Annotated in this window: 28 protein-coding genes; 4 read left to right on the top strand and 24 right to left on the bottom strand. The window is 43.5% G+C overall.

What is annotated here, in order from left to right:
- Positions 1 to 102: 102 nt before the first annotated feature.
- From AB4623_RS07315 to artP, 5 genes are all read right to left on the bottom strand, one after another.
- Complete coding sequence (locus AB4623_RS07315) at positions 103 to 945, bottom strand: TIR domain-containing protein (protein WP_017070689.1); 843 nt, start codon at positions 943 to 945, stop codon at positions 103 to 105.
- A gap of 320 nt (positions 946 to 1265) precedes the next feature.
- Positions 1266 to 1934, bottom strand: coding sequence for an arginine ABC transporter permease ArtM (artM, locus tag AB4623_RS07320; protein ID WP_017068344.1), 669 nt, complete (start codon positions 1932 to 1934; stop codon positions 1266 to 1268).
- Positions 1931 to 2617: an arginine ABC transporter permease ArtQ gene (artQ, locus tag AB4623_RS07325; protein WP_017100134.1), complete on the bottom strand. Its 687-nt coding sequence runs from the start codon at positions 2615 to 2617 to the stop codon at positions 1931 to 1933. Before artQ ends, artM begins: the two co-directional genes overlap by 4 nt.
- Before the next feature lie 3 nt (positions 2618 to 2620).
- Positions 2621 to 3352 carry a lysine/arginine/ornithine ABC transporter substrate-binding protein gene (locus AB4623_RS07330; RefSeq protein ID WP_004733839.1) on the bottom strand — a complete coding sequence of 244 codons (732 nt, stop codon included), beginning with the start codon at positions 3350 to 3352 and terminating at the stop codon, positions 2621 to 2623.
- A 120-nt stretch (positions 3353 to 3472) separates the two neighbouring features.
- Positions 3473 to 4201: an arginine ABC transporter ATP-binding protein ArtP gene (artP, locus tag AB4623_RS07335; protein ID WP_372146071.1), complete on the bottom strand. Its 729-nt coding sequence runs from the start codon at positions 4199 to 4201 to the stop codon at positions 3473 to 3475.
- 563 nt (positions 4202 to 4764) lie between these two features.
- Here artP and AB4623_RS07340 point away from each other — a divergent pair.
- Positions 4765 to 6600 (top strand): ABC transporter ATP-binding protein/permease, encoded by a 1836-nt coding sequence (locus AB4623_RS07340; RefSeq protein ID WP_017061820.1) that lies wholly within the window; start codon positions 4765 to 4767, stop codon positions 6598 to 6600.
- A 149-nt stretch (positions 6601 to 6749) separates the two neighbouring features.
- On the top strand, positions 6750 to 7214 hold the full coding sequence (locus AB4623_RS07345) for a thioesterase family protein (protein WP_017061819.1): 465 nt from the start codon (positions 6750 to 6752) through the stop codon (positions 7212 to 7214).
- Between the two features lie 187 nt (positions 7215 to 7401).
- Here AB4623_RS07345 and AB4623_RS07350 read toward each other — a convergent pair whose 3' ends face one another.
- Positions 7402 to 9657: a peptidase U32 family protein gene (locus AB4623_RS07350; RefSeq protein ID WP_372117271.1), complete on the bottom strand. Its 2256-nt coding sequence runs from the start codon at positions 9655 to 9657 to the stop codon at positions 7402 to 7404.
- A 173-nt stretch (positions 9658 to 9830) separates the two neighbouring features.
- On the opposite strand from AB4623_RS07350, the gene AB4623_RS07355 reads away from it, so the two are divergent.
- A complete protein-coding gene (locus AB4623_RS07355) occupies positions 9831 to 10421 on the top strand; it encodes a glutathione S-transferase (protein ID WP_017061817.1) in 591 nt (196 codons plus the stop codon).
- Between the two features lie 223 nt (positions 10422 to 10644).
- Here AB4623_RS07355 and AB4623_RS07360 read toward each other — a convergent pair whose 3' ends face one another.
- The 7 genes from AB4623_RS07360 to AB4623_RS07390 all read right to left on the bottom strand — a co-directional run bounded on the left by AB4623_RS07360 (position 10645) and on the right by AB4623_RS07390 (position 14506).
- Complete coding sequence (locus AB4623_RS07360) at positions 10645 to 11094, bottom strand: GyrI-like domain-containing protein (RefSeq protein ID WP_372058385.1); 450 nt, start codon at positions 11092 to 11094, stop codon at positions 10645 to 10647.
- A gap of 67 nt (positions 11095 to 11161) precedes the next feature.
- The gene (locus AB4623_RS07365) at positions 11162 to 11395 is read right to left on the bottom strand and encodes a hypothetical protein (RefSeq protein WP_004733848.1); all 234 of its coding nucleotides are present in this window, start codon (positions 11393 to 11395) and stop codon (positions 11162 to 11164) included.
- Positions 11396 to 11403: 8 nt separating this feature from the next.
- Complete coding sequence (locus AB4623_RS07370; protein WP_137001806.1) at positions 11404 to 11655, bottom strand: Rho-binding antiterminator; 252 nt, start codon at positions 11653 to 11655, stop codon at positions 11404 to 11406.
- A gap of 170 nt (positions 11656 to 11825) precedes the next feature.
- Positions 11826 to 12458, bottom strand: coding sequence for a type B chloramphenicol O-acetyltransferase (catB, locus tag AB4623_RS07375; protein ID WP_017063920.1), 633 nt, complete (start codon positions 12456 to 12458; stop codon positions 11826 to 11828).
- Positions 12459 to 12551: 93 nt separating this feature from the next.
- Positions 12552 to 13283 (bottom strand): glucose 1-dehydrogenase, encoded by a 732-nt coding sequence (locus AB4623_RS07380; protein ID WP_017066537.1) that lies wholly within the window; start codon positions 13281 to 13283, stop codon positions 12552 to 12554.
- Between the two features lie 71 nt (positions 13284 to 13354).
- A complete protein-coding gene (locus AB4623_RS07385; RefSeq protein ID WP_372146073.1) occupies positions 13355 to 13738 on the bottom strand; it encodes a nuclear transport factor 2 family protein in 384 nt (127 codons plus the stop codon).
- Positions 13739 to 13789: 51 nt separating this feature from the next.
- Positions 13790 to 14506 (bottom strand): HAD family hydrolase, encoded by a 717-nt coding sequence (locus AB4623_RS07390; RefSeq protein ID WP_372146075.1) that lies wholly within the window; start codon positions 14504 to 14506, stop codon positions 13790 to 13792.
- Positions 14507 to 14761: 255 nt separating this feature from the next.
- Between AB4623_RS07390 and AB4623_RS07395 the strand changes: the two genes are divergently transcribed.
- On the top strand, positions 14762 to 15094 hold the full coding sequence (locus AB4623_RS07395) for a PBPRA1643 family SWIM/SEC-C metal-binding motif protein (RefSeq protein WP_017068336.1): 333 nt from the start codon (positions 14762 to 14764) through the stop codon (positions 15092 to 15094).
- A 112-nt stretch (positions 15095 to 15206) separates the two neighbouring features.
- Here the strand turns inward: AB4623_RS07395 and AB4623_RS07400 are convergent, their stop codons facing one another.
- The 11 genes from AB4623_RS07400 to AB4623_RS07450 form a co-directional block, all read right to left on the bottom strand.
- Positions 15207 to 15449: a hypothetical protein gene (locus AB4623_RS07400; RefSeq protein ID WP_372146076.1), complete on the bottom strand. Its 243-nt coding sequence runs from the start codon at positions 15447 to 15449 to the stop codon at positions 15207 to 15209.
- A 132-nt stretch (positions 15450 to 15581) separates the two neighbouring features.
- A complete protein-coding gene (locus tag AB4623_RS07405) occupies positions 15582 to 16097 on the bottom strand; it encodes an adenylate kinase (protein WP_372146078.1) in 516 nt (171 codons plus the stop codon).
- A 259-nt stretch (positions 16098 to 16356) separates the two neighbouring features.
- Entirely contained in the window at positions 16357 to 16821 is a 465-nt protein-coding gene (locus AB4623_RS07410) for a DUF302 domain-containing protein (protein ID WP_017066540.1), read from the bottom strand.
- A 181-nt stretch (positions 16822 to 17002) separates the two neighbouring features.
- On the bottom strand, positions 17003 to 17260 hold the full coding sequence (locus AB4623_RS07415) for a hypothetical protein (protein WP_017066541.1): 258 nt from the start codon (positions 17258 to 17260) through the stop codon (positions 17003 to 17005).
- Positions 17261 to 17462: 202 nt separating this feature from the next.
- Positions 17463 to 18044, bottom strand: coding sequence for an HD domain-containing protein (locus AB4623_RS07420; protein ID WP_017063928.1), 582 nt, complete (start codon positions 18042 to 18044; stop codon positions 17463 to 17465).
- Between the two features lie 129 nt (positions 18045 to 18173).
- Positions 18174 to 18590: a VOC family protein gene (locus AB4623_RS07425; protein WP_017061801.1), complete on the bottom strand. Its 417-nt coding sequence runs from the start codon at positions 18588 to 18590 to the stop codon at positions 18174 to 18176.
- A gap of 118 nt (positions 18591 to 18708) precedes the next feature.
- A complete protein-coding gene (locus AB4623_RS07430; protein WP_017066545.1) occupies positions 18709 to 19053 on the bottom strand; it encodes a VOC family protein in 345 nt (114 codons plus the stop codon).
- Positions 19054 to 19140: 87 nt separating this feature from the next.
- Positions 19141 to 19611, bottom strand: coding sequence for a GNAT family N-acetyltransferase (locus AB4623_RS07435; protein WP_017066546.1), 471 nt, complete (start codon positions 19609 to 19611; stop codon positions 19141 to 19143).
- Between the two features lie 36 nt (positions 19612 to 19647).
- On the bottom strand, positions 19648 to 20004 hold the full coding sequence (locus AB4623_RS07440; RefSeq protein WP_017066547.1) for a hypothetical protein: 357 nt from the start codon (positions 20002 to 20004) through the stop codon (positions 19648 to 19650).
- Positions 20005 to 20093: 89 nt separating this feature from the next.
- Complete coding sequence (locus AB4623_RS07445) at positions 20094 to 20528, bottom strand: GNAT family N-acetyltransferase (RefSeq protein WP_029235822.1); 435 nt, start codon at positions 20526 to 20528, stop codon at positions 20094 to 20096.
- 77 nt (positions 20529 to 20605) lie between these two features.
- The gene (locus AB4623_RS07450) at positions 20606 to 21013 is read right to left on the bottom strand and encodes a VOC family protein (protein ID WP_017066549.1); all 408 of its coding nucleotides are present in this window, start codon (positions 21011 to 21013) and stop codon (positions 20606 to 20608) included.
- Between the last annotated feature and the right edge of the window lie 3 nt (positions 21014 to 21016).

Here is a 21016-nt window from a genome sequence, read left to right on the forward strand (position 1 = left end):
AGATGGTTGTGACTCTTAATTCTATGCTGAGAGATGGCGCCATGTGGGATGAAAACATAGCCAAAAATTAATCATTGACGCCATAGTCGTTTGTTAGCTCACTTAATATCCGGTGTTAATGTCTATATTATTTTTATCTATATACTGAATTAAAGCTCTGTATGATCTAAGCAACCCAGCTCGATTAGCCCAATCACTCTCTTCATCAACCACCTTAGGATTTATAAATGTACCATTTGACGCAATAAAACCTCCATGCTCTAAACATAATTTTGAGTGATCCCAGTCATAACCAAAAACACCTTCAAAACACATTAGAAAACTAGAGATTAGTTCATTTAACTCTTTGTTATGTTTAAACCCACCAGACTTTTGAATAGCTAAAGATCTCGACAAATCTAGCACTTCTTCAAGAACTTCTCTATCAGTCCGAAGATCCACACTTTTTGCATGCTCTGTACCGGAAGATTTCAAGATGCTGTTGATCTTTTCTTCTAAATCCGGCCAAAACTTATCAAAAACAGAATTTAGAACTGATTCATCAAGCTGGTTCTCTTTATTTGCTTTGTTAAGGTCGGATACCAACTTTTTAATCTCGCTTCTTTCAAACTGAGTTGTTTGAAATTGAGTCAAAGGCCCATTAATGTCAGAATTATCAATGCCAATTAATATCGGACAAACCATAGACTGCTCTACCTTTTTCGAGATAGCACCGGCTTCAAACATCAACCACTGACTATTAAGGTTATCTTTAGTAACACAAAATATTCCCGCCATTGAGTCATCGAGTTCCTGTGCTATATCTGATGACCAACGTGTGCCTTTCTCTATGTCTGAAGGTGTAAAATAAGGTTTTACTGTTTGGAGGACTGACGGCAACCAAGCCCTAATAACCTCCCCAACTTTTTTACTCGTATCACCAGACCAACTAATAAAAACTTTCACCGTTTCTCCTTGTTATTTTGTCAGCTAACAGCTATTAGACTGAAAAATTCTGCATTCAAATACAGAATCATTCTATCTAGTTTCATATGCATATTAATTTACCACGATTAATCACAGCAATTCAGTGACTTAAAACATAGATAGACTCATTGAATGACAAAATGCAGAATATTTCTATATAGTATGAATTTCGCAAAAACCCCGCTCTACTAGATATAAAAACAGTACCTCTGCGCATACCCCAAAAACAAAAAAGCCTGCCATTTATGCGAACATAAATGGCAGGCTTTATACGTTAATTAAATTTGTTTGTGGCTAGCTTACGCGGCTTCGAATGCGAGGGCTTTCTTCTCTACTTGGCGGAAGATCAGCGTTAGTATGCCGTTTACTGCTAAGTAGAATGCGCCGGCGATACCAAACACAGTAAGTGTGTCGTAGGTTTGGCCGTTGATACGCTGAGCGTAACCCATCAAATCCATGATGGTGATGGTGCTTGCCAGTGACGTACCTTTGAAAACTAGAATCACTTCGTTCGAGTAAGCTGGAACGGCGCGGCGTAGTGCATATGGCAGTAACACTTTCAGCGTTGCGATTTTGTCCATACCAAGTGCGCGACATGCTTCCCACTGCCCTGCTGGAATGGCGTTGAATGCGCCTCTGAACAGTAGCGTGCTGTATGCCGCGGTGTTCAAAGCTAATGCTAACATTGCGCAGAACCAAGGTTGGCTTAACCAAGTCCACATGAAGCTTTCACGAATCCAATCGAACTGACCCGGGCCGTAATACACCAAGAAGATTTGAACCAACAATGGTGTGCCAGTGAACAGCGTGATGATGCCACGAGTGAACCAGTGAATCGCCGGTATTCTTAGAATTAGCGTTACCGTCATCAGCAGTGACAAGATACAACCAACAAGCAATGAAGCGCCTGTGAGTTGAAGACTGGTCACTAAGCCTTCAAGCATTTGAGAGAGGTATTGTTGATTCATGCCATTGCCCCTTTGTTACCCAAACCTTGAATAGAGAACTTACCATCAATCACTTTTACCAATCTTTGTGTGATTAAAGTGATGACCAAGTAGATTGCTGCTGCTGTCGCGTACCAAGTAAATGCTTCGTGCGTTGCAGCGGATGTTAGTTGTGCTTGTTTCAACAAATCTGTTACGCCAATTAGCGAAACTAATGCAGTGTCTTTCAATAACACTAACCATTGGTTGGTTAACCCTGGTAGCGCGTGTCTTACAGCTTGTGGCAATACGACTCTGAAGAAAGCATGAGATTGCGAAATACCAAGCGCACTTGCTGCTTCTCTCTGGCCTTTGCTTACTGCTTTCAACGCACCACGAATAGTTTGCGAAGCGTAAGAAGCAAAAATAAGTGACAGTGCAACAACACCAGATAAGAACGGGCTCACTTCTATGAAGTCGCCTGTGATCATGAACAGAACTTGTGTCGAACCAAAGTAGATAAACAGTACGACCAGAATTTCTGGTAAACCACGAACAATCGTCACAAATGCAGTCGTTGGCCATTTGATTGCAATACGACGAGACATCTCACCACTTGCAAACAAAACTGCTAGAACCAATCCAACCAATAGACTTACGAATGCAAGCTGAACAGTCATCCAGCTTGCTTCGACGAGCCCTAAAGAGTAACCCGTTAATTCCATAAATTACTTACCGAAGTACTTGTTGAAGATCTTGTCGTATTCGCCGTTCGCTTTCACTGCAGCAAGTGCAACGTTAAGCTGGTCTACAAGTTCTTGGTTGCTCTTGTTTACTGCGATACCAAAGCCGTTACCGAAGTACTCTTGGTTTGTTACTTGATCGCCAACGTACGTTAGGTTGTCTTCTTTCTTGAACCATTCTGCTACAACGGCTGTGTCACCGAATACAGAATCGATACGACCGTTCTTCATGTCGATAAATGCATCTTGGTAGCTTGAATAAGGTACCGCTGTTACGCCAGTCATTTGCTCAAGTAGGAAGCTCTGGTGAGTAGAACCGTTTTGAACGCCAACACGCTTACCTTCTAGTGCTGCTTGGTCTGCTACTTTGCCTTCGAAAGAAATGAATGCTGCAGAGTTATCGTAGTATGCGTTAGAGAAGTTCACTTGTTTAAGACGCGCTTCTGTGATGTCCATTGCCGAGATAGCCGCATCGTAACGTTTGAATTTAAGTGCAGGGATCAAGCTATCGAATGCTTGGTTGTGGAAAGTACACGTTGCTTTCAGCTCTTCACAAAGTGCGTTTGCTAAGTCTACGTCAAAACCCTGAATTTGGTTGTTCTCATCCATGTATTCGAATGGTGCGTACGTTGCTTCCATCGCGAATTTGATTTCTTCTTGAGCTGCTGCGTTAAAAGAAGCAAGGCCGATAAGTGAAGCTAGTAGAATCTTTTTCATTTTGTTACTCCGAATACTGTGTAATAGCGGCCTGTGGCCATTCTTATAATTTGATTGTTTTAATTGATGTTGTGTTTAGCTAGATCTAGTGAGTCAACTTTCTTTTAATAAGTGACTTACTTAATGAGTCAAATATTCAGCAAACTCAGGTGTCTGCGGATTAACGAATGAATCGCTGGTGCCGTGTTCAATGATGTACCCTTTCTCTAGGTACAGAACGTGGCTAGCAATCTTCTTCGCGAAATCGACTTCGTGCGTCACGACCACTTGGGTAATGCCCGTTCCGCTCAATTCTTTAATAATGCTCACGACTTGGTTGGTGATCTCAGGATCAAGCGCCGCTGTTGGTTCATCAAACAACAACACATCCGGTTTCATCATCAGCGCACGTGCAATCGCAACACGCTGTTGTTGACCGCCAGACAGTTGAAGTGGCCAAGCGTCTGCTTTGTCGGCAAGTTGAAGTGTCTTTAGGACTTCTTGCGCTTGCTTAATCGCTTCTTGCTTATCCAAACCCGCCACTTTGGTTGGTGCTTCAATCAAGTTTTCCATCACCGTCATGTGTGGCCATAAGTTGTATTGCTGGAACACCATGCCGACTTTACGACGAAGTTTAAGCCCCTGCTTTTCTTGGATTTGGCTTGAAAAATCGAATTGCTCATTCGCAATGTCTAATTCGCCGTTGTCCGCGATTTCAAGCAGGTTCAATACACGCAGTAATGAACTCTTGCCCGCGCCGCTTGGGCCAAGCAATACCAAGGTTTCGCCACTCTCACAGTCGAAACTGATGTCGTGAAGAACTTGGGTATCACCGTATGATTTGTTGATGCTCTTTACTTGAATACTCATGCCACAATACTGCATTAATTGTCATTTGTTGGTTATTCTATTCAATCCGAGTTTTTATGCAAGAAAAATGTATAAAAAACTACTTTGTTGAATTTTTGTAACAAATATTCCACAAAAAACAGTCGCTATAACTGGTCTTACAACCAAAACTTACAAGTCATTGATAAAGCTAATATCGAGATAAATAGCAAACGTTTTGCTATCAATTTATAAATCATCGCACGGTTGCTTGTTTATGTGTGCACTCTTCTATCAACGCTAATTTACTTGCATAAAAATTAGGGTTAAATAGCTTGGTTTCCTATCCAACTGACTGGATCAAAATGCTTAGTTTTCCTTTAAGGTCGTTTCGAATTATTCACTTAGTGTTGATGAAATATTGGAAATTGAGTTTCCTAGGGAGCGTCACAGCGCAATAAATGCTTTAATGGGTTCGATTCTCAACAACAATTACTGCCCAGCGAACAACGCGCAGTACAGGCAATAAGTCATAAAGCAATTAGCCATAAGCAACAAGCAACAAGCCATCTATTTTTAAAGCGACAACACATTAAGGCAGTCATATGCAAAACGATGTCTCTTCTACGCTCGACTCGAACCAGCGACAGACTCAGCGATCGACTCAACAAGCGCCAGAACCCAAACCTGAGAAAAAAAGCCTCAGTATTTTGTTTGAGCTGAGTAAATTCATTCAGCCTTATAAAGGTCGTGTTATTGCTGCGTTGATCGCGTTGATCTTCACAGCGAGCTTAACCCTTTCAGTCGGACACGGTATTCGCCTTCTCATCGACCAAGGTTTTAGCCAACAATCACTCTCAGATTTAGGCAGCGCAATTCAGTTCATCATGGTCGTGGTCGTGTTGATCTCGATTGGTACTTTCTTCCGCTTCTACTTGGTTTCTTCTGTTGGGGAACGCGTGAGTGCAGACATTCGCTTATCGGTTTTCAATCATGTCGTGACGCTGCATCCGAGTTACTTCGAAACCAATGGCAGTGGCGACATCATGTCGCGCATTACAACGGATACTACTCTGCTTCAAAGCATCATAGGTTCATCGTTCTCTATGGCGATGCGCAGCGCGTTGATGTGTATTGGTGCAATCATCATGCTGTTTGCCACCAACATTAAGCTGACGTTGATTGTATTGGCCTCGGTGCCATTTATCTTGATCCCGATCCTTGTCTACGGGCGTCGTGTCAGAGCCCTATCTCGTCAAAGTCAGGATTCGATGTCTGATGTGGGTTCTTACGCAGGTGAAGCGATTGAACACATTAAAACGGTGCAAAGCTACAGCCGAGAAGAGCAAGAGAAAGCGTCATTCGCGGTTGAAGTTGAAAAGGCATATGAGATTGGTCGCCAGCGTGTAAAACAGCGCGCGATTCTTATCTCTGGCGTTATCGTGATTGTATTTAGTGCTATTGCAGGCATGCTTTGGGTTGGCGGCAGTGATGTTATCAACGGCACTATGTCGGCAGGTGACTTAGCCGCGTTTGTGTTCTACGCAATCATGGTTGCTTCGTCATTAGGTACGATTTCAGAAGTGATGGGCGAACTGCAACGCGCGGCAGGTGCGACCGAGCGCTTAATCGAGATCCTACAAGTTGAAAGCCATATTGTTGCGCCAGTTGCGAACCCAACCTCGCTTGCTAACGTAACGCCAGAAGTAGCATTTGATGATGTGACCTTCTGTTATCCATCAAGACCGGACCAACCCGCAACAAGCAACCTCACGCTTACTGCCCATGAAGGCAAAGTGTTGGCACTGGTTGGCCCGTCTGGCGCAGGTAAAACTACCCTGTTCGAACTGCTGCAACGTTTCTACGACCCACAAGTGGGTAAGGTCACCTTAGGCGGTGTTGAACTGAATCAGTTTGATCCTAACGAGCTAAGAAAGCAGATGGCATTGGTACCGCAACAACCTGCTCTGTTCAGTAACGATGTGTTCCATAACATTCGCTACGGCAACCCGCAGGCAACAGACGAGCAAGTGATCGAAGCGGCGAAGAAAGCGCACGCACACGAGTTCATTCAAAACCTACCTGATGGCTACAACAGCTTTCTTGGTGAACGTGGTGTAAGGCTTTCTGGTGGGCAGAGACAACGTATTGCTATCGCACGTGCCATCTTGAAAGATCCAAATATTCTATTGTTGGATGAAGCAACCAGCGCACTAGACAGTGAAAGTGAGCATCACGTACAACAAGCGTTAGAAGAGTTAATGCGTGGCAGAACGACGATCATTATCGCCCATCGATTATCAACAATTAAACACGCCGACCAAATTGCGGTGCTCGATAAAGGACAACTAGTAGACATCGGCGACCACCAGTCTCTCATCAATAGCTGCGAATTGTACCAACGCTTGGTTGAGCTGCAATTCAAACACCTTAGTGCGTAACCATTGAGTGGATGTGCAACTAAGTCACTGACATTGTGTGGTTTCAAGCTTCAAAAACTTAAATCACGCGTGTTGCAGTTTTGTTAATTTAGCGGTAGGGTTTTTATTCCAATAACAACTTATCCCTACATAACAATAAGAGAGTTCGCATGGAAGCACTATTATCTGACTACCCGGTAGTAACAGAAATCCCTGTCGCTTGGGGAGAAATGGACGCACTCAATCACGTTAACAACGCTGTATATTTTCGCTATTTCGAAACCGCTCGCTTAGATTTTTTCAAGCACGTCGAGCTGATGGAAGAGATGGCGATTACCAAAGTTGGTCCTGTTCTTGGTGACACTTACTGTAAGTATTTCCGCCCAGTCACGTATCCAGATACCTTGATGGTCGGCTCACGTGTTACCGATATTCAAGATGACCGATTCACCATGGAATACGCGATTGTCAGTAAGGCTCAACAGAAACTGACGACCGTTGGCACTGCGACTATCGTGATGTTTGATTTTGCTTCGAACCAGAAAGCCCTGCTCTCGCTGCGCTTAACCAATGAAATCGAAAAGATGAACACGTTGAAAAGCCCATGCTTCAAACAAGAAGCCGTGACAGAATAACGTATTCGTTGGTTGAGAAAGATTCAGAAAGTTTCAGACATTAAAAAGGCCACTCGATTGAGTGGCCTTTTGTTTATTGGTTCAGAGTGCTTATAAGCGGTTGAGCGTTATAAACCTTGAACGCTCTTTGCGTTAGAAGCTATAAGCCTTACAGCCCATAGACATTGAACCCTATAAACCTTGTACGCTATAGACCTTGCACGTACTGAGCATTAGTTCGAACTTCAACCATCTGCTCTAGGTTCTGTTGTGAACCTTCAACGCCGTTCAGTAGCGCTTCGAAATGCTTGATAAGCTCAACTTTGTCTTTCACTTCTTTAGAACCTGCACCGATGTTGGTTAGGTCAATGAAGAACTCGTCGAACAGACCAGAGAAGTCAGTTACTGCGTCGTGATTCAAGAACTGCTCGTGGTTGTAAATGCTTGGGTAGCCACCCTTCTGTTTATCAACCGCAAAAGAGATGCCTTTCACGTTGGTAATCGTGGTCGCTTTCTCACACTTCAACATACAACCTGCTTCGATGCTTGGCTTGTTACAACCCACGGTTCTTTGGAAGAAACACTGACGGCTGGTCATCATCAAGATTGGGTGGTAAATGCTGTAGAACAGTTTGAAGTTCTCTGGGCGACGAATATGACGAATCTGACCTTTGTTGATCTCGTTCGAAATGAATGCGCCTGCACAGTTCAGCTCTTCTTTCAGAGTAACCAGTGCGTGAGAGTTGGTCGTGTTCATGAACGGGCCTGCAACCCACTCAATACCCATCTCGTAAGCTTTGTAAGCAATACCCGTGTTGTTGGTTACGATGCGAGCTGGCTTGATCTCTTCAAGAATACGAACCGCTTCGTCGTAATCTTTACCGATCAATACCGCTGGGAACCAAGGAATCAAACGTGGGTTTGCTGCCAAGATGTTGATGTACTTGTTACAACGCTTCTTGAAGCTTTCTGGAAGTTTGAAGTAAACATCCGCGTCAGTCACGTCACACAGGTGTAAGTCTTCTACATCGGCGATAAGCATCGACATAGTCGGCTTCTCGTTCACTTTAGGGTGCTGAGGCAGTGCTGGCACTTCAACGTGCTTAATCACTTCCACAGAGCCGTTCAGAATGAAGTCGATCTCGTCTTTTAGGTCTGAAACTTCTTTTAGAGGAATCAACAAGCCTGCATCCACTTCACTGAAGTCGTGGCTTTCTAGCGTGTGAACTGCACTCTTCACGTTTTTGAAGCGCTTCTCAAGTAGCTCTTGAGTAATCGCCTTCTCTTCAACCGCTTTCAATAGCGATTTAGATTGAAGAGTAAAGTTCTCTTTTGGCGTGTTCACAGTCACCGTAAATGGTTGACCCACTTTTGCGCTGAACGACAGTGCTACTGGTGTCTTGCGAATATCAAGGAACTCGATCTTGTCACGCATTTCGTTACCAAGAACGTCTTTCGCTTGGTGAAGTTCGTTGGTCACTTCTTGAATCTGTACAACTGAGATTTCGTTGTTCTGCTCCGTCGCTTTTTCAACAGCGTAGTTCATGCTGTTGTCGCGCGGGTTATCGATGAACATGTCTTTCGTTAGGTTGCCCTTTAGGAAAGAGTTGGTGAAATCACGGTTGAATACTTTGTGTAGGTTCGAATCGTCTTCGATCAACAAACCACTTTCTACAAAGCTATCAATCTGTTTACGCCATGTGTCTACCACAGTGTAAACGTAGTGTGCGCCTTTAATACGGCCTTCTACTTTCAATGAGTCGACTTTCGCATCAACCAATTCAGGTAGGTCGTAGTAAGCTGAGTTATCTTTCAGGTTAAGTGGGAACTTGTTGCCCGCGTTGGTGATTTCGTACTCATCACGACACGCTTGGCTACAACGACCACGGTTACCTGAGTTACCCACACTTACTGAGCTTGAGTAACATTGACCAGAGAATGCGATACACAGAGCGCCGTGTACGAACACTTCGGTTAATACGTCGTGATCGTGTGCCACTTCCGTCAGCATCTTGATTTCAGGCAGGTTCAACTCACGAGACAAGTTAACGCGCGTCGCGCCAATCTTAGACAAGAACTTAATCTGGCCTTCGTTGTGCGTAGTTAACTGAGTCGACGCGTGAACGTCTAACGATGGGAAATGCTTCTTAACCAGGTTGAATAAACCCAAGTCTTGAACAATGATGCCGTCCACTTTGGTGTTCACAAGCTGGTTCAGCAGTTTGGTGATGCTCTTAGTCTCGTGCTCCAGTAGCACAACGTTAAGAGTCAGGAACACTTCACAGCCGTATTCATGAGCAAGGCGAATCACACCATTCAATTCGTCTAACGACAGGTTAGAGGCTCTGTTACGAGCGTTGAATGTGTCTAAACCACAATAAACTGCATTAGCACCCGCTACGATGGCGGCTTTTATCGCTTCTACATCGCCACCTGGGGCTAATAACTCAATTTTTCTGCTCATTTTTGAAGTCGCTCACTTACTTATAATTTTTAAGCCGCGTATTCTACCCACATCACGATCTCTTTACCACCGTACAACACTTTTCAAACTAAATGACCTCAATAATTCCGAACGAATCCGATCTACCTATCCTTTATTCTTTACGCCGTTGCCCTTATGCAATGCGCGGACGAATGGGCATCGCACTATCACAGCAAAAAGTGTTACTTCGAGAAATCGTTACCAAAGACAAGCCTAGCGAACTATTGGCCAGTTCGCCAAAAGGAACAGTGCCTGTATTGGTGTTACCCAATGGACAAGTCATTGAACAGAGCTTGGATGTGATGAACTGGTCACTTCAACAAAACGATCCTCAAGATCTTCTGCGTTCAAGCAATCCAACGCTTAGCGAACAAGTTCAGCAGCTCATTAAAACCAACGATGAAGAATTTATTGGTCACTTAGAAAGGTATCGTGCATCGGTTCGTTACCGAAACATCGATGTTGAACAACGCCGACAAGCCTGCGAAACCTTCATTAAGCAGTTAGAAGTGCGACTTACCGATCAGCCCTACTTTTTTGGAGAAAGCCCAAGCTTGGCCGATTTTGCGGTGATGCCTTTCGTCAGTCAGTTTGTGCGAGTCGAAAAGAAGTGGTTTGTGAAATCGGAATATCAAAACGTAGGACGTTGGTTAAGAGCGCACCTTGAAAGTAAGCTCTACACCCAAGTCATGAAGCAATACCCTTTGTGGAATGAAACCAAGCAAGATTGTCTTTTTGGATAACTTAAGAGAATTTTGGGTGACTTAAGGGTATCTAGGGTGATCTAGGGGAATTCTGGAATAGATAATTCCTAGGTATTAAAGTAGTTACGTGACACTGTATCTTCTTTGTAAAGAACAGATATTCAAAGGCTTAACTGGGATTCCGTTGTCTCTTTACCGGTAACTACTGTCTCTTAACTGGCAAACACAGTCTAAGCTAAGCCTTTTGTTCATTTTAACCTGATCACTGAATCGCTATCGAAATCTCGACTTCAGTTTCACCTTTGTATAGTTCAAAATCTGTCGTGTAAGTTCTCACATGTGGGCAGTCAGCAGCGCTGAAATACGCCCACACTTCACCCCATAGGTCGATCACAGCTTGAGGGAGTTCACCTTCAGCAGAAAACGTTAAGTATTTGCCTGCTTGTATTTCGGTTTCTACAAGCGCATCTAAATTGTTATCGGTGAGTGCGCTAGTACAAGCGATAACATCAAATTCACCCGTAAAGTCTGACTCGTAGTTGGTGTAGACACCGTACACTTTTGAATCCGGCGTTAATTTTGGAAACGCTTGGTCAAAAAAGCCCTGCCACAATTGCCCTATCTTGGCTTTGGCTGGGTCCATCTCATCGGTATTAGTGGTTCTTACTGAAAAACCATACGCCTTTACGGCTTCAATCGTTTCTACTTTCATTCGTTTTATTCCTAAACCAATTGACGATCTAACTATATTGAATCCAATGTTTTGTAAAATAACACGACTAATCTTGTATCTCTTTATGCCCACACTTTTCACAGACAAGGTGACGAGAAAACTCATCCATTGACGCGATAAACGGGCCAAGGAACCAACCTTTTATCATGCCTGCCCAAAACTCGCTTCGCTTTTGGTTAGGTTTGTCTGCAAACGCACTCGTCTTTCTGACCAACACAACAACATGTTGTGTGTCTTCTCTGCATGCGGTGCAATAGCATTGTTCTATGGTGTTATTCATTTGAAAGCCTATGACGTTTTGAATGAAATCTGCTGAAAATGAGGGTTGTCGACACAAACTTCTAGTGTGGAAAGGTCTGTGAGTACGACAAGTTGTTCTAAACCTTGAATACTGACCTTAATGCACTCTTCACGGCTATCATTGCGTTGAGTATCTAATCCGACACATTCAATCTGCTCGCCAGATTTCAGCGTTAATTTGATTGGGTATCGGTGCATACACACAATCTCAATATAATCGTAATCGTTGCAACTAATCATAATACCCTTCCAATTCATCCACCACGCTAATGCGACATGCCATACTATTCAATATCTTTACAATCAATAAGTTACTCGTATCACAATCGCATTGCCATAATCAGATTATTGAGTAATTTGTTAAATTTAATCTCGTTCTCACCATTCACATTTCATCTGTGAACGACAATTTAAGGCTTCAAGAATCCTTTCCAATAATGGTACAAACCACCAATGTCTGAAGAACACATTAGCGACATTGCGCCTTTGATTTGTTCTTCGCTCCATTCCCACCATTTCATTTCTAGCAACTGAGCGATTTCAGTCTCATTGAAACGATAACGGATATGGCGTGCTGGGTTTGAACCGACAATCGAGTATGGCGCGACATCTTTAGTCACAACCGCTCGACTTGCGATGATGGCTCCGTCACCAACCTTAACACCACTCATGATCATGGCTTCTGTACCAATCCACACATCGTTACCAATCACGGTATCACCAGAGCGTTCAAAGCCGTCTATCGCACCTTCAAACTTCTCATCGTCTTGATAGAAAAACGGGAAGGTACTCACCCACTGGTTTTGGTGGCCTTGGTTGCCCGCCATCATAAACACGGCGCCAGAACCAATCGAGCAGTAGCTGCCAATGATCAGCTTATCGATGTCGGTTCTATCCGGTAATAGGTAACGCGCACAGTCATCAAAGCTGTGGTTATGGTAGTAACCCGAGTAATAGCTGTGCTCGCCCACGATGATGTTTGGGTTGGTCACTTGTTCTTTGAGTGACTTTCCAACAAACGGGCTTTCAAAATAGTTTTTCATGGTTGTACTCTTAGTTTCGTTCTTTTAGTTAGGTACTTTTGTTGCGTGTTGATGGTTGTAACTTGTTTATATTAGTGTAAAGGCAAACGTGCCCTATCGACCGCCTGCAATATCAATAAACGAGCCGGTGACATACGAAGCTTCGTCTGACAATAACCATGCGATAGAGTTAGCGACTTCTTCTGGTGTGCCACCTCGTTGTAACGGTAACTGCGAAGCTAGTCTGTCTACGCGATCTGGCTCTCCGCCGTCTGCATGCATCTCAGTATAAATACAACCTGGCCTTACGCCATTCACTCGGATATTGCGTGAAGCTAATTCAAGCGATAAGCCTTTGGTGAGTGAATCCATCGCACCTTTCGATGCTGCGTAATCCACATACTCAAACGGTGCGCCAGTACGAGAAGCGGCAGACGATACATTCACAATCGAACCCGCGCCATCGGCTTGTTTGATAAAGGCTTTACTGCACAGAAAGCAGCTTGATACGTTGGATTTCATCACCTTTTCAAAGCGATCCAATTCAATATCAACCAACGGTGACTGGGTAAACAAGATCCCGGCATTATTGACCAAGTGCGTCACTGGACCTAGCTTATTACGAGCAATCTCAAATAAAGATTTCACGTCCGATTCAACAGACACATCCGCACGCACACTAATCGCGGTTCCGCCTTGTTCGCGAATCTCATTCACTAGATCTTCAGCTCGCGACTCATTGTGTATGAAGTTAACGCATACAGCATAGCCTTGACTGGCCAACAATTTAGACGTCGCTGCGCCAATACCTCGGCTTCCGCCGGTTACAACCACTACCTTGCTCAATGAAACCTCCTAATGTTTACTTATTCTGTGCAACCTGATTGTTCGTGACAAACTGATCGTATCGATACAAACTAATTGTTCGATACGATCTGAACCCACTGCGATCGCCACGCCGGCACTTCGAATGGGTCTGGCCAAAACTCAGTTTGCTTTTGAATTAAACCGTCAACCACCGTGTGAAAGGTGATCACTCGGCCTTTCAACACACTGTCAGTGACCGAAACGTCCGTGACTACCGTATCACCTTCACAGACAATCGAATTGAGCGTGAATTCCCAAACACCATTGGCTGGGTATTCAGTATTGATTGCAGTGAAGTTGTCGCGCCCTAACGTCAATTCAGACGACTGAGGCCAGTAACCTTGAAAATCTTCGGCTAGCCATTCACTTGCCTTTGCAAAATCGTTGGTGCGCATTGCATCCCAAAAACCTAATACCACTTCTTTCGGTGTCATTATTCTTCCTTCAAGTTATTTACGTGTGGTGATTTTTAAATGTCTGCTTCGTTATGCGTACTTGCTAATGATCGTTAAAAGATCATCGACACTGTTAGCAATGTAATCGGGCTTGGTTTGCCAATTTTCAGGTTTCGATCGGCTATAACCTGCTGCAACGGCAATCACTTTTGCGTTTTTACCCAGCGCGGCTTCAATATTGCGAGCAAACTGTGTGTCCGCTTCATGGTCACCGATGTACATCAAACAAAGCTCGTTAGTCGGATCGGCGCCAAATATGTTCTCGACACATTTCACACCACCAAATGGATGGGGTTTTTGGTTGCCGCTCGAAACATCGTCATAACCCACTACCGATTTAAACAAATCACCAATGCCATAGCTGTCGAGCACACCACGAATATTCAATTGAGAGTTTTGAGAGCAGATCCCATGAGGAAGATGAGCAAACTGATTAACCACGGTTTCCATTCCTTCAAACAAGGCGACGGCTGTTTGGTTTTTCTCTTGATGCTCTGCCCACATTCCACCAGCGATCAACATTTCATCGTGTGATAAACCGTAATAATCGACATATAAGGCTTGCCAGTTTTTAGCCCCGTGGTTGGCTTCATGATAAAGCGCTTCGCTAAGCAAATATTTAGGTAAGTTGTCGCCTGACAAGTGTGGCGCGACTAAAGAGATAATGTCTTTTGTGATTGCGATATTCTTTGGAACGGAATTGACTAAGGTTCCATCGTAATCCCACAGGATGGCATCTAACTTCATACACTATCTCTTTGTTTCGATTAATAATTTGAATTTATCATTCATAAGCCTATTTAGGGAAATCTTATTGTCTTGAATTTGAAAATTAGTCCAATCCGAACAATGCTAGAGAGCAAACCGTTACTAGCAAACAATAACCAAACAGTGTTTGCTCACATCACTGCTTTATCAATTGCAATATATGCGTATAATCCCCGCTCCATTGCGCTATCGTCGTTAAAAATAGCGCCATTCAACATTTTTTATGAGTACCCAATGTCGAAACTATTTTTCAAAGGCCGTATCGAAACAAGACAGAACCACGTTCTTGCTGGCTACAACGTAAACCGCGATGTGAAAGCGGGTACTGAAGAATCTCCAATCGCAGTAATGGTTCAAACTGAAGCGCGCAAAGCTGAAGTTGAAGCACTAGCCGCTGAAAATACTATCTTCGTTACTGTTACAGTCGACGCAGACAAAGAAGAGAACACCATCGAGCTTGATACTCTACTGAACAAGCCAAAAACGATGACGTTTGAAAAGACCCCCAACCGTAACGATCCATGTTCTTGCGGCAGCGGTAAAAAATACAAGAAGTGTTGTGCATAAGGCTTCTCACTCAAACTGCCAATAGCACGATGAGTTAAGTAATATCTAACGGGAAGATCATTGAGGTCTTCCCGTTTTTATTTGCCTAAGCCAAACTCACAAACTCACAAACTCAGTCGAGGTTGTCTGGTGTATTCAGATATGTTCCCCATTGGGTACATTTGTAATCACCTGTCGCGCCCGAACCTGTAACACCAAAAGATAGAAACTCCGATAAAATTCGTTGGAGTAAGCTCGGTTCTTTATCTTCAGCTTGTGGTGCCTTTTGCACTTGGCTACTGAACATCGTGTACCTATGCAGTGTAAGTTCCTTACAGTTACAGCAGAACGCTCTCGTCTTCTCACTTCCATACATAATATCTATCGCCTTAATTCAAAGCACAAATTCAACACATGGCAAATATGCCACATGTTGAGTTAAATCTATATATTTTCATGACGTTATGAGTAAGTAAGAGCGTTTTAAAGAAAGGTAAACTCTCGACTGTTAAGTGACGTGTTGGTGAACAAAGTTATTCAATTCAGTCACGCTTCTGATGATGTAAACCTCTTGCTCTTTAGCCCGCAATTCTAACTGCGCTCTAAAGTCGTCATTCCAAAATTTAGGACACAGTTTTAGTGTCTTATAACTTTGTATCGTCCCTTTTATAACTGAACTTCCATCAGGCCAGCCTTCAGGTTTAACGAATAGACCTTTGAGCATTCTCTTGGTTACAAACCAGTAGCTAATTGAATAAGGAAGGTCGATATAAACCAAGGTATCAGCTGCATCTAAACGTGTGTTGAACGAGCCTAGAGGGCCAAAACCATCGATGATCCAGCTTTCTGACTTAAGTATGCTCTCATGAGCCTCCTCAAATACTTCACGTTCAACAAACTCTCCGTTGGCCTTGTAAACAATAGAGTCCAACTGGTGAAGCTCTATGCCTGTAGCTAGTGCTAACGCCTTGCTGATTGTGGATTTTCCACTCCCAGGCTTGCCAAAAACCGCGATCTTTTTCATATGACTTCCTCTATTCAGATAAAACCCATAAGACAGCGACAAAAAACCCACCTTACGGGTGGGTTCGATAAACAAAGCGCATCAACAATCCCACCATTCCTATGGAATGATGATAATTCGTTGGTTAGATGGCGCTAAATTCAGTTTCATAAAACTACTTTTATATATTGTTGCTTAGTTGTCAACACAATGACTAATAAGCGATATCATCGTCATATCGCACCTATTAATAGTCTTAATGAGTGCTTATTGATCTTGGTTATTTTGCTTTCTTTTTCGCCACTGTCGCTTCTGATAGCTTGCTTAGTACACCCGATACTTTCTTAACGACCTCGTCACAGCCATTGATCGCGTGACGCTCTACCAAGTAATTAGGATCGTTGTAAGACAACCATACTTTCTTATTAGAATCCTCAGTGACTAACACCTTCTGCGGTAAATCTATCGCGACTTCTTGAGCACATTGCATTAATGGTGTCCCTACTTTCGGGTTACCAAAGATGATGACTTCCGTTGGTCTCAATTCAAGATCGACCTTACTCGCGTTTTTCTGATGGTCGATTCTCGCAAACAAGGTCAAACCTTTGCTCTTGGCGATTTCTTCAAAGCGGTCAGCAGTCTCTTTCACTGAGTAATTACTTTGGTATTTAATCAAACCATCAGAAGCCGCAGCTGAAAATGATGCCGAGAGTAAAATGGCGCATAGTGGTAGTAATTTTTTCATCGTCACCTCAGAGATTTAACCTAATCAAACTTACATTCATAGCGCCACTTCCAAAATCAGCGACGTAACCCATGTCAGTATAGACGCGTTTCCATTCTCAGTTTGCAGAGAGGATCACTTTTCTAATGCGTCTTATTATCATCAGTTTAGGTGGGGATTTTTTCAAAAGTTAAACACACGATCAGTGCCACGACTTAGTCCCACATTTCTCACATTGGTATTCGTAATCACTGTCTACATAAAAACCGGGAACATTATGGTCACCTCTAAACAATAACGTCACCAGGTACTCCATCAACACGCCTAACTTCCATTGTTTCTTTTCAGATTCAGCGTCCGCTTTAGATTCAGCATCGGAAGCGCTAACAGCAAGGTGCGGGGTAAGTGCGTCGCACTGCTCACAGTGATAAGGGTGTTTAATATACTTATTATCAAGCATTTATATAAGCCAACTGATATTTATAAATTTGATACATACTAACAACTTATCACTCGGTTCTCGAACTTATTGTTGTCCACTAGAGTTTTATTAGAAAGAAATGAGACACAAGGTAAGTGCCATGCATCTTGAATCAGTTACCATCGAGATCTCCCTCATTGAAAAGCTAAAGCTATTCTTACGCTAAGGATGAAATTAACTTTTACTTTAATAGCCCTTTTTCCGCAGCACCTTCAAGTTGCACTTCTAGCTCTTTCCATAAGGCACGACTGCCTTTAGAAATACGCTCGCCATTGAAGGTCAGTACTTTGTCTTTGGATATGTTGTGCTTCTTCCAGCTGTGACCACCACCATGGATGTTATGAAGCAAAGGCGGCACTCTATCGATCGCCTTACAAAATCTAGCTTCTGGTGACTCACCGGCTTCGAACTCAAGCCATAAATCCAAATACTCGCTTGTTGAATGGCTCGGCAATGATTTCAGCAACCGCTCGACGCAGTTTCTCTCTTTGAGCTTGTTTTCTTCGGTTTCACTGGCATAAATGATGGTGTCTCCGGCATCGATTTCCCCAAGATCATGAATCAGCAGCATCTTCATTACTCGCGTAATATCGATTTCTTCATTGGCATAGTCTTTCAACATAAGAGCGCTCAAACAGACGTGCCAACTGTGCTCAGCGGAGTTTTCATATCGATCCAATCCAACCGGTTTTGTCTGTCGATGAACATCCTTTAATTGTTCAATCTCGACCATGAATTGCAGAATGCCTTTGATTTCTTCCACGATGAGCTTCCTTAACTTAAGTTGATGATTTAGCGGTGCGGAGGGTTAACCTAACGAAAGAGAAGCGTTACTCCCAATGAACCGACATTTTGTAATACGCAACACCCGATGGTTGTGGGCTAAGCTTATCTACCTGTTAGCCATAGGGTGTTCAGGGTTTAACTGAAGCAGATCCCACAAGTTACCGTAAAGATCTTCAAACACAGCAACGGTGCCGTAGCCTTGCTCTTTAGGCTCTCGGACAAAGTTAATGCCCAAAGACGTCATGCGTTCGTAATCACGCCAGAAGTCATCGGTGTTTAAGAATAGGAATACGCGTCCACCAGCTTGGTTGCCGATGAAATCGAGTTGCTCTGGCTTGGAAGCTCTAGCAAGTAACAGGCTCACACCGGTTGAATTTGGTGGAGCAACAACAACCCAACGCTTATCTTCTTCTGGTAGATACGTGTCTTCGATGAGATCAAACTTAAGCTTGTTTACATAGAAATCAAGCGCTTCATCGTAGTCTTTTACCACGAGTGCAATGTGGACAATATTCTGTTTCATAACATACCTTGTTGGGGTTTTACTGCGGGGAATGATGCCATGAAGCAGGTAAAGACACTAGGTGTCGTATCATAAATCGTAGTATCTCGTCCTTCACAATCTAAAGGCTATTCATCAGCTATAACTCCCAGAATCCGAGTTCGACGCCACCTTGAATAACAATGGCACACATCCCGTGACGTGGTAACTCCATTGGCGGCACCGCAACTTCGGCGCCAAGTTTCTCGGCGGCATTTACTGCAGACTGAATATCATCTACCAGCGTGTAATGACGAACAGTTGGTTCTTCAGTTTCACGAAGCGGCGCTCGAATGCCAATTACCCCACCATTAGATAGCTTTGCAGTGCGCGCCCCACCAAGGTTTACATCTGCACCACTGAACTTCACGTTGTAGAGCTGAGCGTATGTTGCACAAACAACATCGACTTCTGGGGTAACCACTTCAAGATATTGAACCTTCATCAAATTTCCTTTTCGTGTTCTTTAAGACTCTCAACCTGCATATAGCTGTTCAGGAGTGTCCCATCAACAATTAATCGGTTCATATTACTAAGCAATTCGACCGCGCATGATAAATTGCGGGCCTGCTGCGCCACCTAAATACTGTTCATTGGTATCTTCGAAGCCGCCTTTCTGATAACAGTTAAATGCTGCGGGATTTTTGCAATTCACAGTTAAGTAAATCGACTGATACGCTGAGTAATTCGCTTTTAAATATGGAAACAAAGCTTTGACCGTGCCAGTTCCTAAACCTTTACCTTGCTGGTTTTTATCAAGCACAAAAGCTCTTAGCCCAATGCTTCCTTCAGGGCAGAATTGGTAGTGCTCTGCGTAAGCGATATCCAGCTTAAAGAAACCAACAATTTCGTGATCAGACTTAATCACGTGCAAGTGCGTCGTTTCACTGCCGTCTAATAAAAACTCTGCAGCTGTACCAGCGAACTTAACCTGTTCATCGGCGAGTTGGATGGCCTGAACTGACGCCACATGGGATTCTTCAAGCCTTTCGATAGTTATCATTGCTCTTCCTTCTGTATAGCACCCACGAAAAACCGACTAGAGCTCATCGCTAGTGTCTCGAGAACCGTAGTTTGGGAAGTTGATATTAAGAACGTTATCATCCTCAAGTGTGAATAGAACACTTCCATTCTCTACACCGGTTTCGTTCCTATCTGAACAACCTAGAAACAACTCCCAATCAAACGAATATTGAAGTCGGTATTGATTCGCATTGATGTGTAGAACGTCTTTGATTTTGATACCGTTCACCACATGTGCCATATCATCGATGTATGACAGGTCTGGGATTAACTTTTCTTCGAAATCACTCTTATGCTCGGTTAAGAAGTTGAGCAGCTCAGAACATAACTCGGAGCTATGAACCAATGGTTTAGACAGACTAGAAAACAACATTTCTAAATACTCCAAGGATTGTTTTGATATTGGGCGGATGCGCGCGAACCTGTTACAAATTCAAGCTCAGCCAGCGCGAACCTTTAAAGCTAAACGTTACTATTATCCGAACTATTAAACGAGTACATTCGAACTTCATCTCGAGGAAACCAGCCCAACTTTTCGTAAAACTGTTGAGCATTGATGTTGTCGTTATAGACAAACAAGTGGGTCTTCGGGATGCCTAACCCTGCAAGGGCGTTGACCGCCTCTGCAACAAGCTTACAACCTAACTTTTGCCCTCTGAAGTTGGCCGAGACAGCTAAATGTTGTAAATACCCACGACGTCCATCCGTTCCGACCAACACAGCGCCAATGATCTCGTTGTTACTTTCAGCCACAAAACTCAGACCGGGGTTACGCTCTAAATAGCTCGCAATGCTTTCTTTCGAATCGGCATCGCGAATACTCATGCCTTCTGTCTGGCACCACAACGCGATCACTGAGTCGTAGTCTGAAATGTCCATTTCCCGAATGTTGACCACTCTACTCTCCTTGTTTATACGGGTACTTAGTTAGCCGTGTTTCTCGTAATAAATGAGTAGCTAATAATACTTATGTGTTAACGAATATCTTGGCAGAACCTAAAGAGATAACCGTCAGGAGTTTGAACGATGAACTGCTTCTGAGTCGCGATCAAACCCCCACATTGATAAGACTTCGACTCTAACGCTAAGTAAATAGAATCAGCGGCGCTTTCGTTAACTCTCTGATAAAGTGGTTCGATATCGATAACATCCCATTGAAAGTTAACGCCACACCCTAAAGGAAATTCCAGGTCACCTGAAAGCCATTTTCGACTTTTGCCCGCAATCCCTTCAAGCATCACATCAACACCATCAAGCGTTAGATAAGCAAACTCCTCATCTGGGCGCTCGTATTTCACTTCAAACCCCAACACATCGACAAAGAAGGATTTGCTCACATTAATATCGAAACAATAAAGCTCTGGAACTACTCGTAATGTCATGAT

The sequence above is a fragment of the Vibrio sp. 10N.222.52.C12 genome, assembly GCF_041474215.1.
GTDB lineage: Bacteria > Pseudomonadota > Gammaproteobacteria > Enterobacterales > Vibrionaceae > Vibrio > Vibrio crassostreae_C.

Bases quoted from the DNA above. Each gene is read 5' to 3' on its own strand.
- artM (WP_017068344.1), bottom strand. From the start codon at position 1,934: ATGAATCAACAATACCTCTCTCAAATGCTTGAAGGCTTAGTGACCAGT.
- artQ (WP_017100134.1), bottom strand. From the start codon at position 2,617: ATGGAATTAACGGGTTACTCTTTAGGGCTCGTCGAAGCAAGCTGGATG.
- AB4623_RS07330 (WP_004733839.1), bottom strand. From the start codon at position 3,352: ATGAAAAAGATTCTACTAGCTTCACTTATCGGCCTTGCTTCTTTTAAC.
- artP (WP_372146071.1), bottom strand. From the start codon at position 4,201: ATGAGTATTCAAGTAAAGAGCATCAACAAATCATACGGTGATACCCAA.
- AB4623_RS07340 (WP_017061820.1), top strand. From the start codon at position 4,765: ATGCAAAACGATGTCTCTTCTACGCTCGACTCGAACCAGCGACAGACT.
- AB4623_RS07345 (WP_017061819.1), top strand. From the start codon at position 6,750: ATGGAAGCACTATTATCTGACTACCCGGTAGTAACAGAAATCCCTGTC.
- AB4623_RS07350 (WP_372117271.1), bottom strand. From the start codon at position 9,657: ATGAGCAGAAAAATTGAGTTATTAGCCCCAGGTGGCGATGTAGAAGCG.
- AB4623_RS07355 (WP_017061817.1), top strand. From the start codon at position 9,831: ATGGGCATCGCACTATCACAGCAAAAAGTGTTACTTCGAGAAATCGTT.
- AB4623_RS07360 (WP_372058385.1), bottom strand. From the start codon at position 11,094: ATGAAAGTAGAAACGATTGAAGCCGTAAAGGCGTATGGTTTTTCAGTA.
- AB4623_RS07365 (WP_004733848.1), bottom strand. From the start codon at position 11,395: ATGAATAACACCATAGAACAATGCTATTGCACCGCATGCAGAGAAGAC.
- AB4623_RS07370 (WP_137001806.1), bottom strand. From the start codon at position 11,655: ATGATTAGTTGCAACGATTACGATTATATTGAGATTGTGTGTATGCAC.
- catB (WP_017063920.1), bottom strand. From the start codon at position 12,458: ATGAAAAACTATTTTGAAAGCCCGTTTGTTGGAAAGTCACTCAAAGAA.
- AB4623_RS07385 (WP_372146073.1), bottom strand. From the start codon at position 13,738: ATGACACCGAAAGAAGTGGTATTAGGTTTTTGGGATGCAATGCGCACC.
- AB4623_RS07390 (WP_372146075.1), bottom strand. From the start codon at position 14,506: ATGAAGTTAGATGCCATCCTGTGGGATTACGATGGAACCTTAGTCAAT.
- AB4623_RS07395 (WP_017068336.1), top strand. From the start codon at position 14,762: ATGTCGAAACTATTTTTCAAAGGCCGTATCGAAACAAGACAGAACCAC.
- AB4623_RS07400 (WP_372146076.1), bottom strand. From the start codon at position 15,449: ATGTATGGAAGTGAGAAGACGAGAGCGTTCTGCTGTAACTGTAAGGAA.
- AB4623_RS07405 (WP_372146078.1), bottom strand. From the start codon at position 16,097: ATGAAAAAGATCGCGGTTTTTGGCAAGCCTGGGAGTGGAAAATCCACA.
- AB4623_RS07410 (WP_017066540.1), bottom strand. From the start codon at position 16,821: ATGAAAAAATTACTACCACTATGCGCCATTTTACTCTCGGCATCATTT.
- AB4623_RS07415 (WP_017066541.1), bottom strand. From the start codon at position 17,260: ATGCTTGATAATAAGTATATTAAACACCCTTATCACTGTGAGCAGTGC.
- AB4623_RS07425 (WP_017061801.1), bottom strand. From the start codon at position 18,590: ATGAAACAGAATATTGTCCACATTGCACTCGTGGTAAAAGACTACGAT.
- AB4623_RS07430 (WP_017066545.1), bottom strand. From the start codon at position 19,053: ATGAAGGTTCAATATCTTGAAGTGGTTACCCCAGAAGTCGATGTTGTT.
- AB4623_RS07435 (WP_017066546.1), bottom strand. From the start codon at position 19,611: ATGATAACTATCGAAAGGCTTGAAGAATCCCATGTGGCGTCAGTTCAG.
- AB4623_RS07440 (WP_017066547.1), bottom strand. From the start codon at position 20,004: ATGTTGTTTTCTAGTCTGTCTAAACCATTGGTTCATAGCTCCGAGTTA.
- AB4623_RS07450 (WP_017066549.1), bottom strand. From the start codon at position 21,013: ATGACATTACGAGTAGTTCCAGAGCTTTATTGTTTCGATATTAATGTG.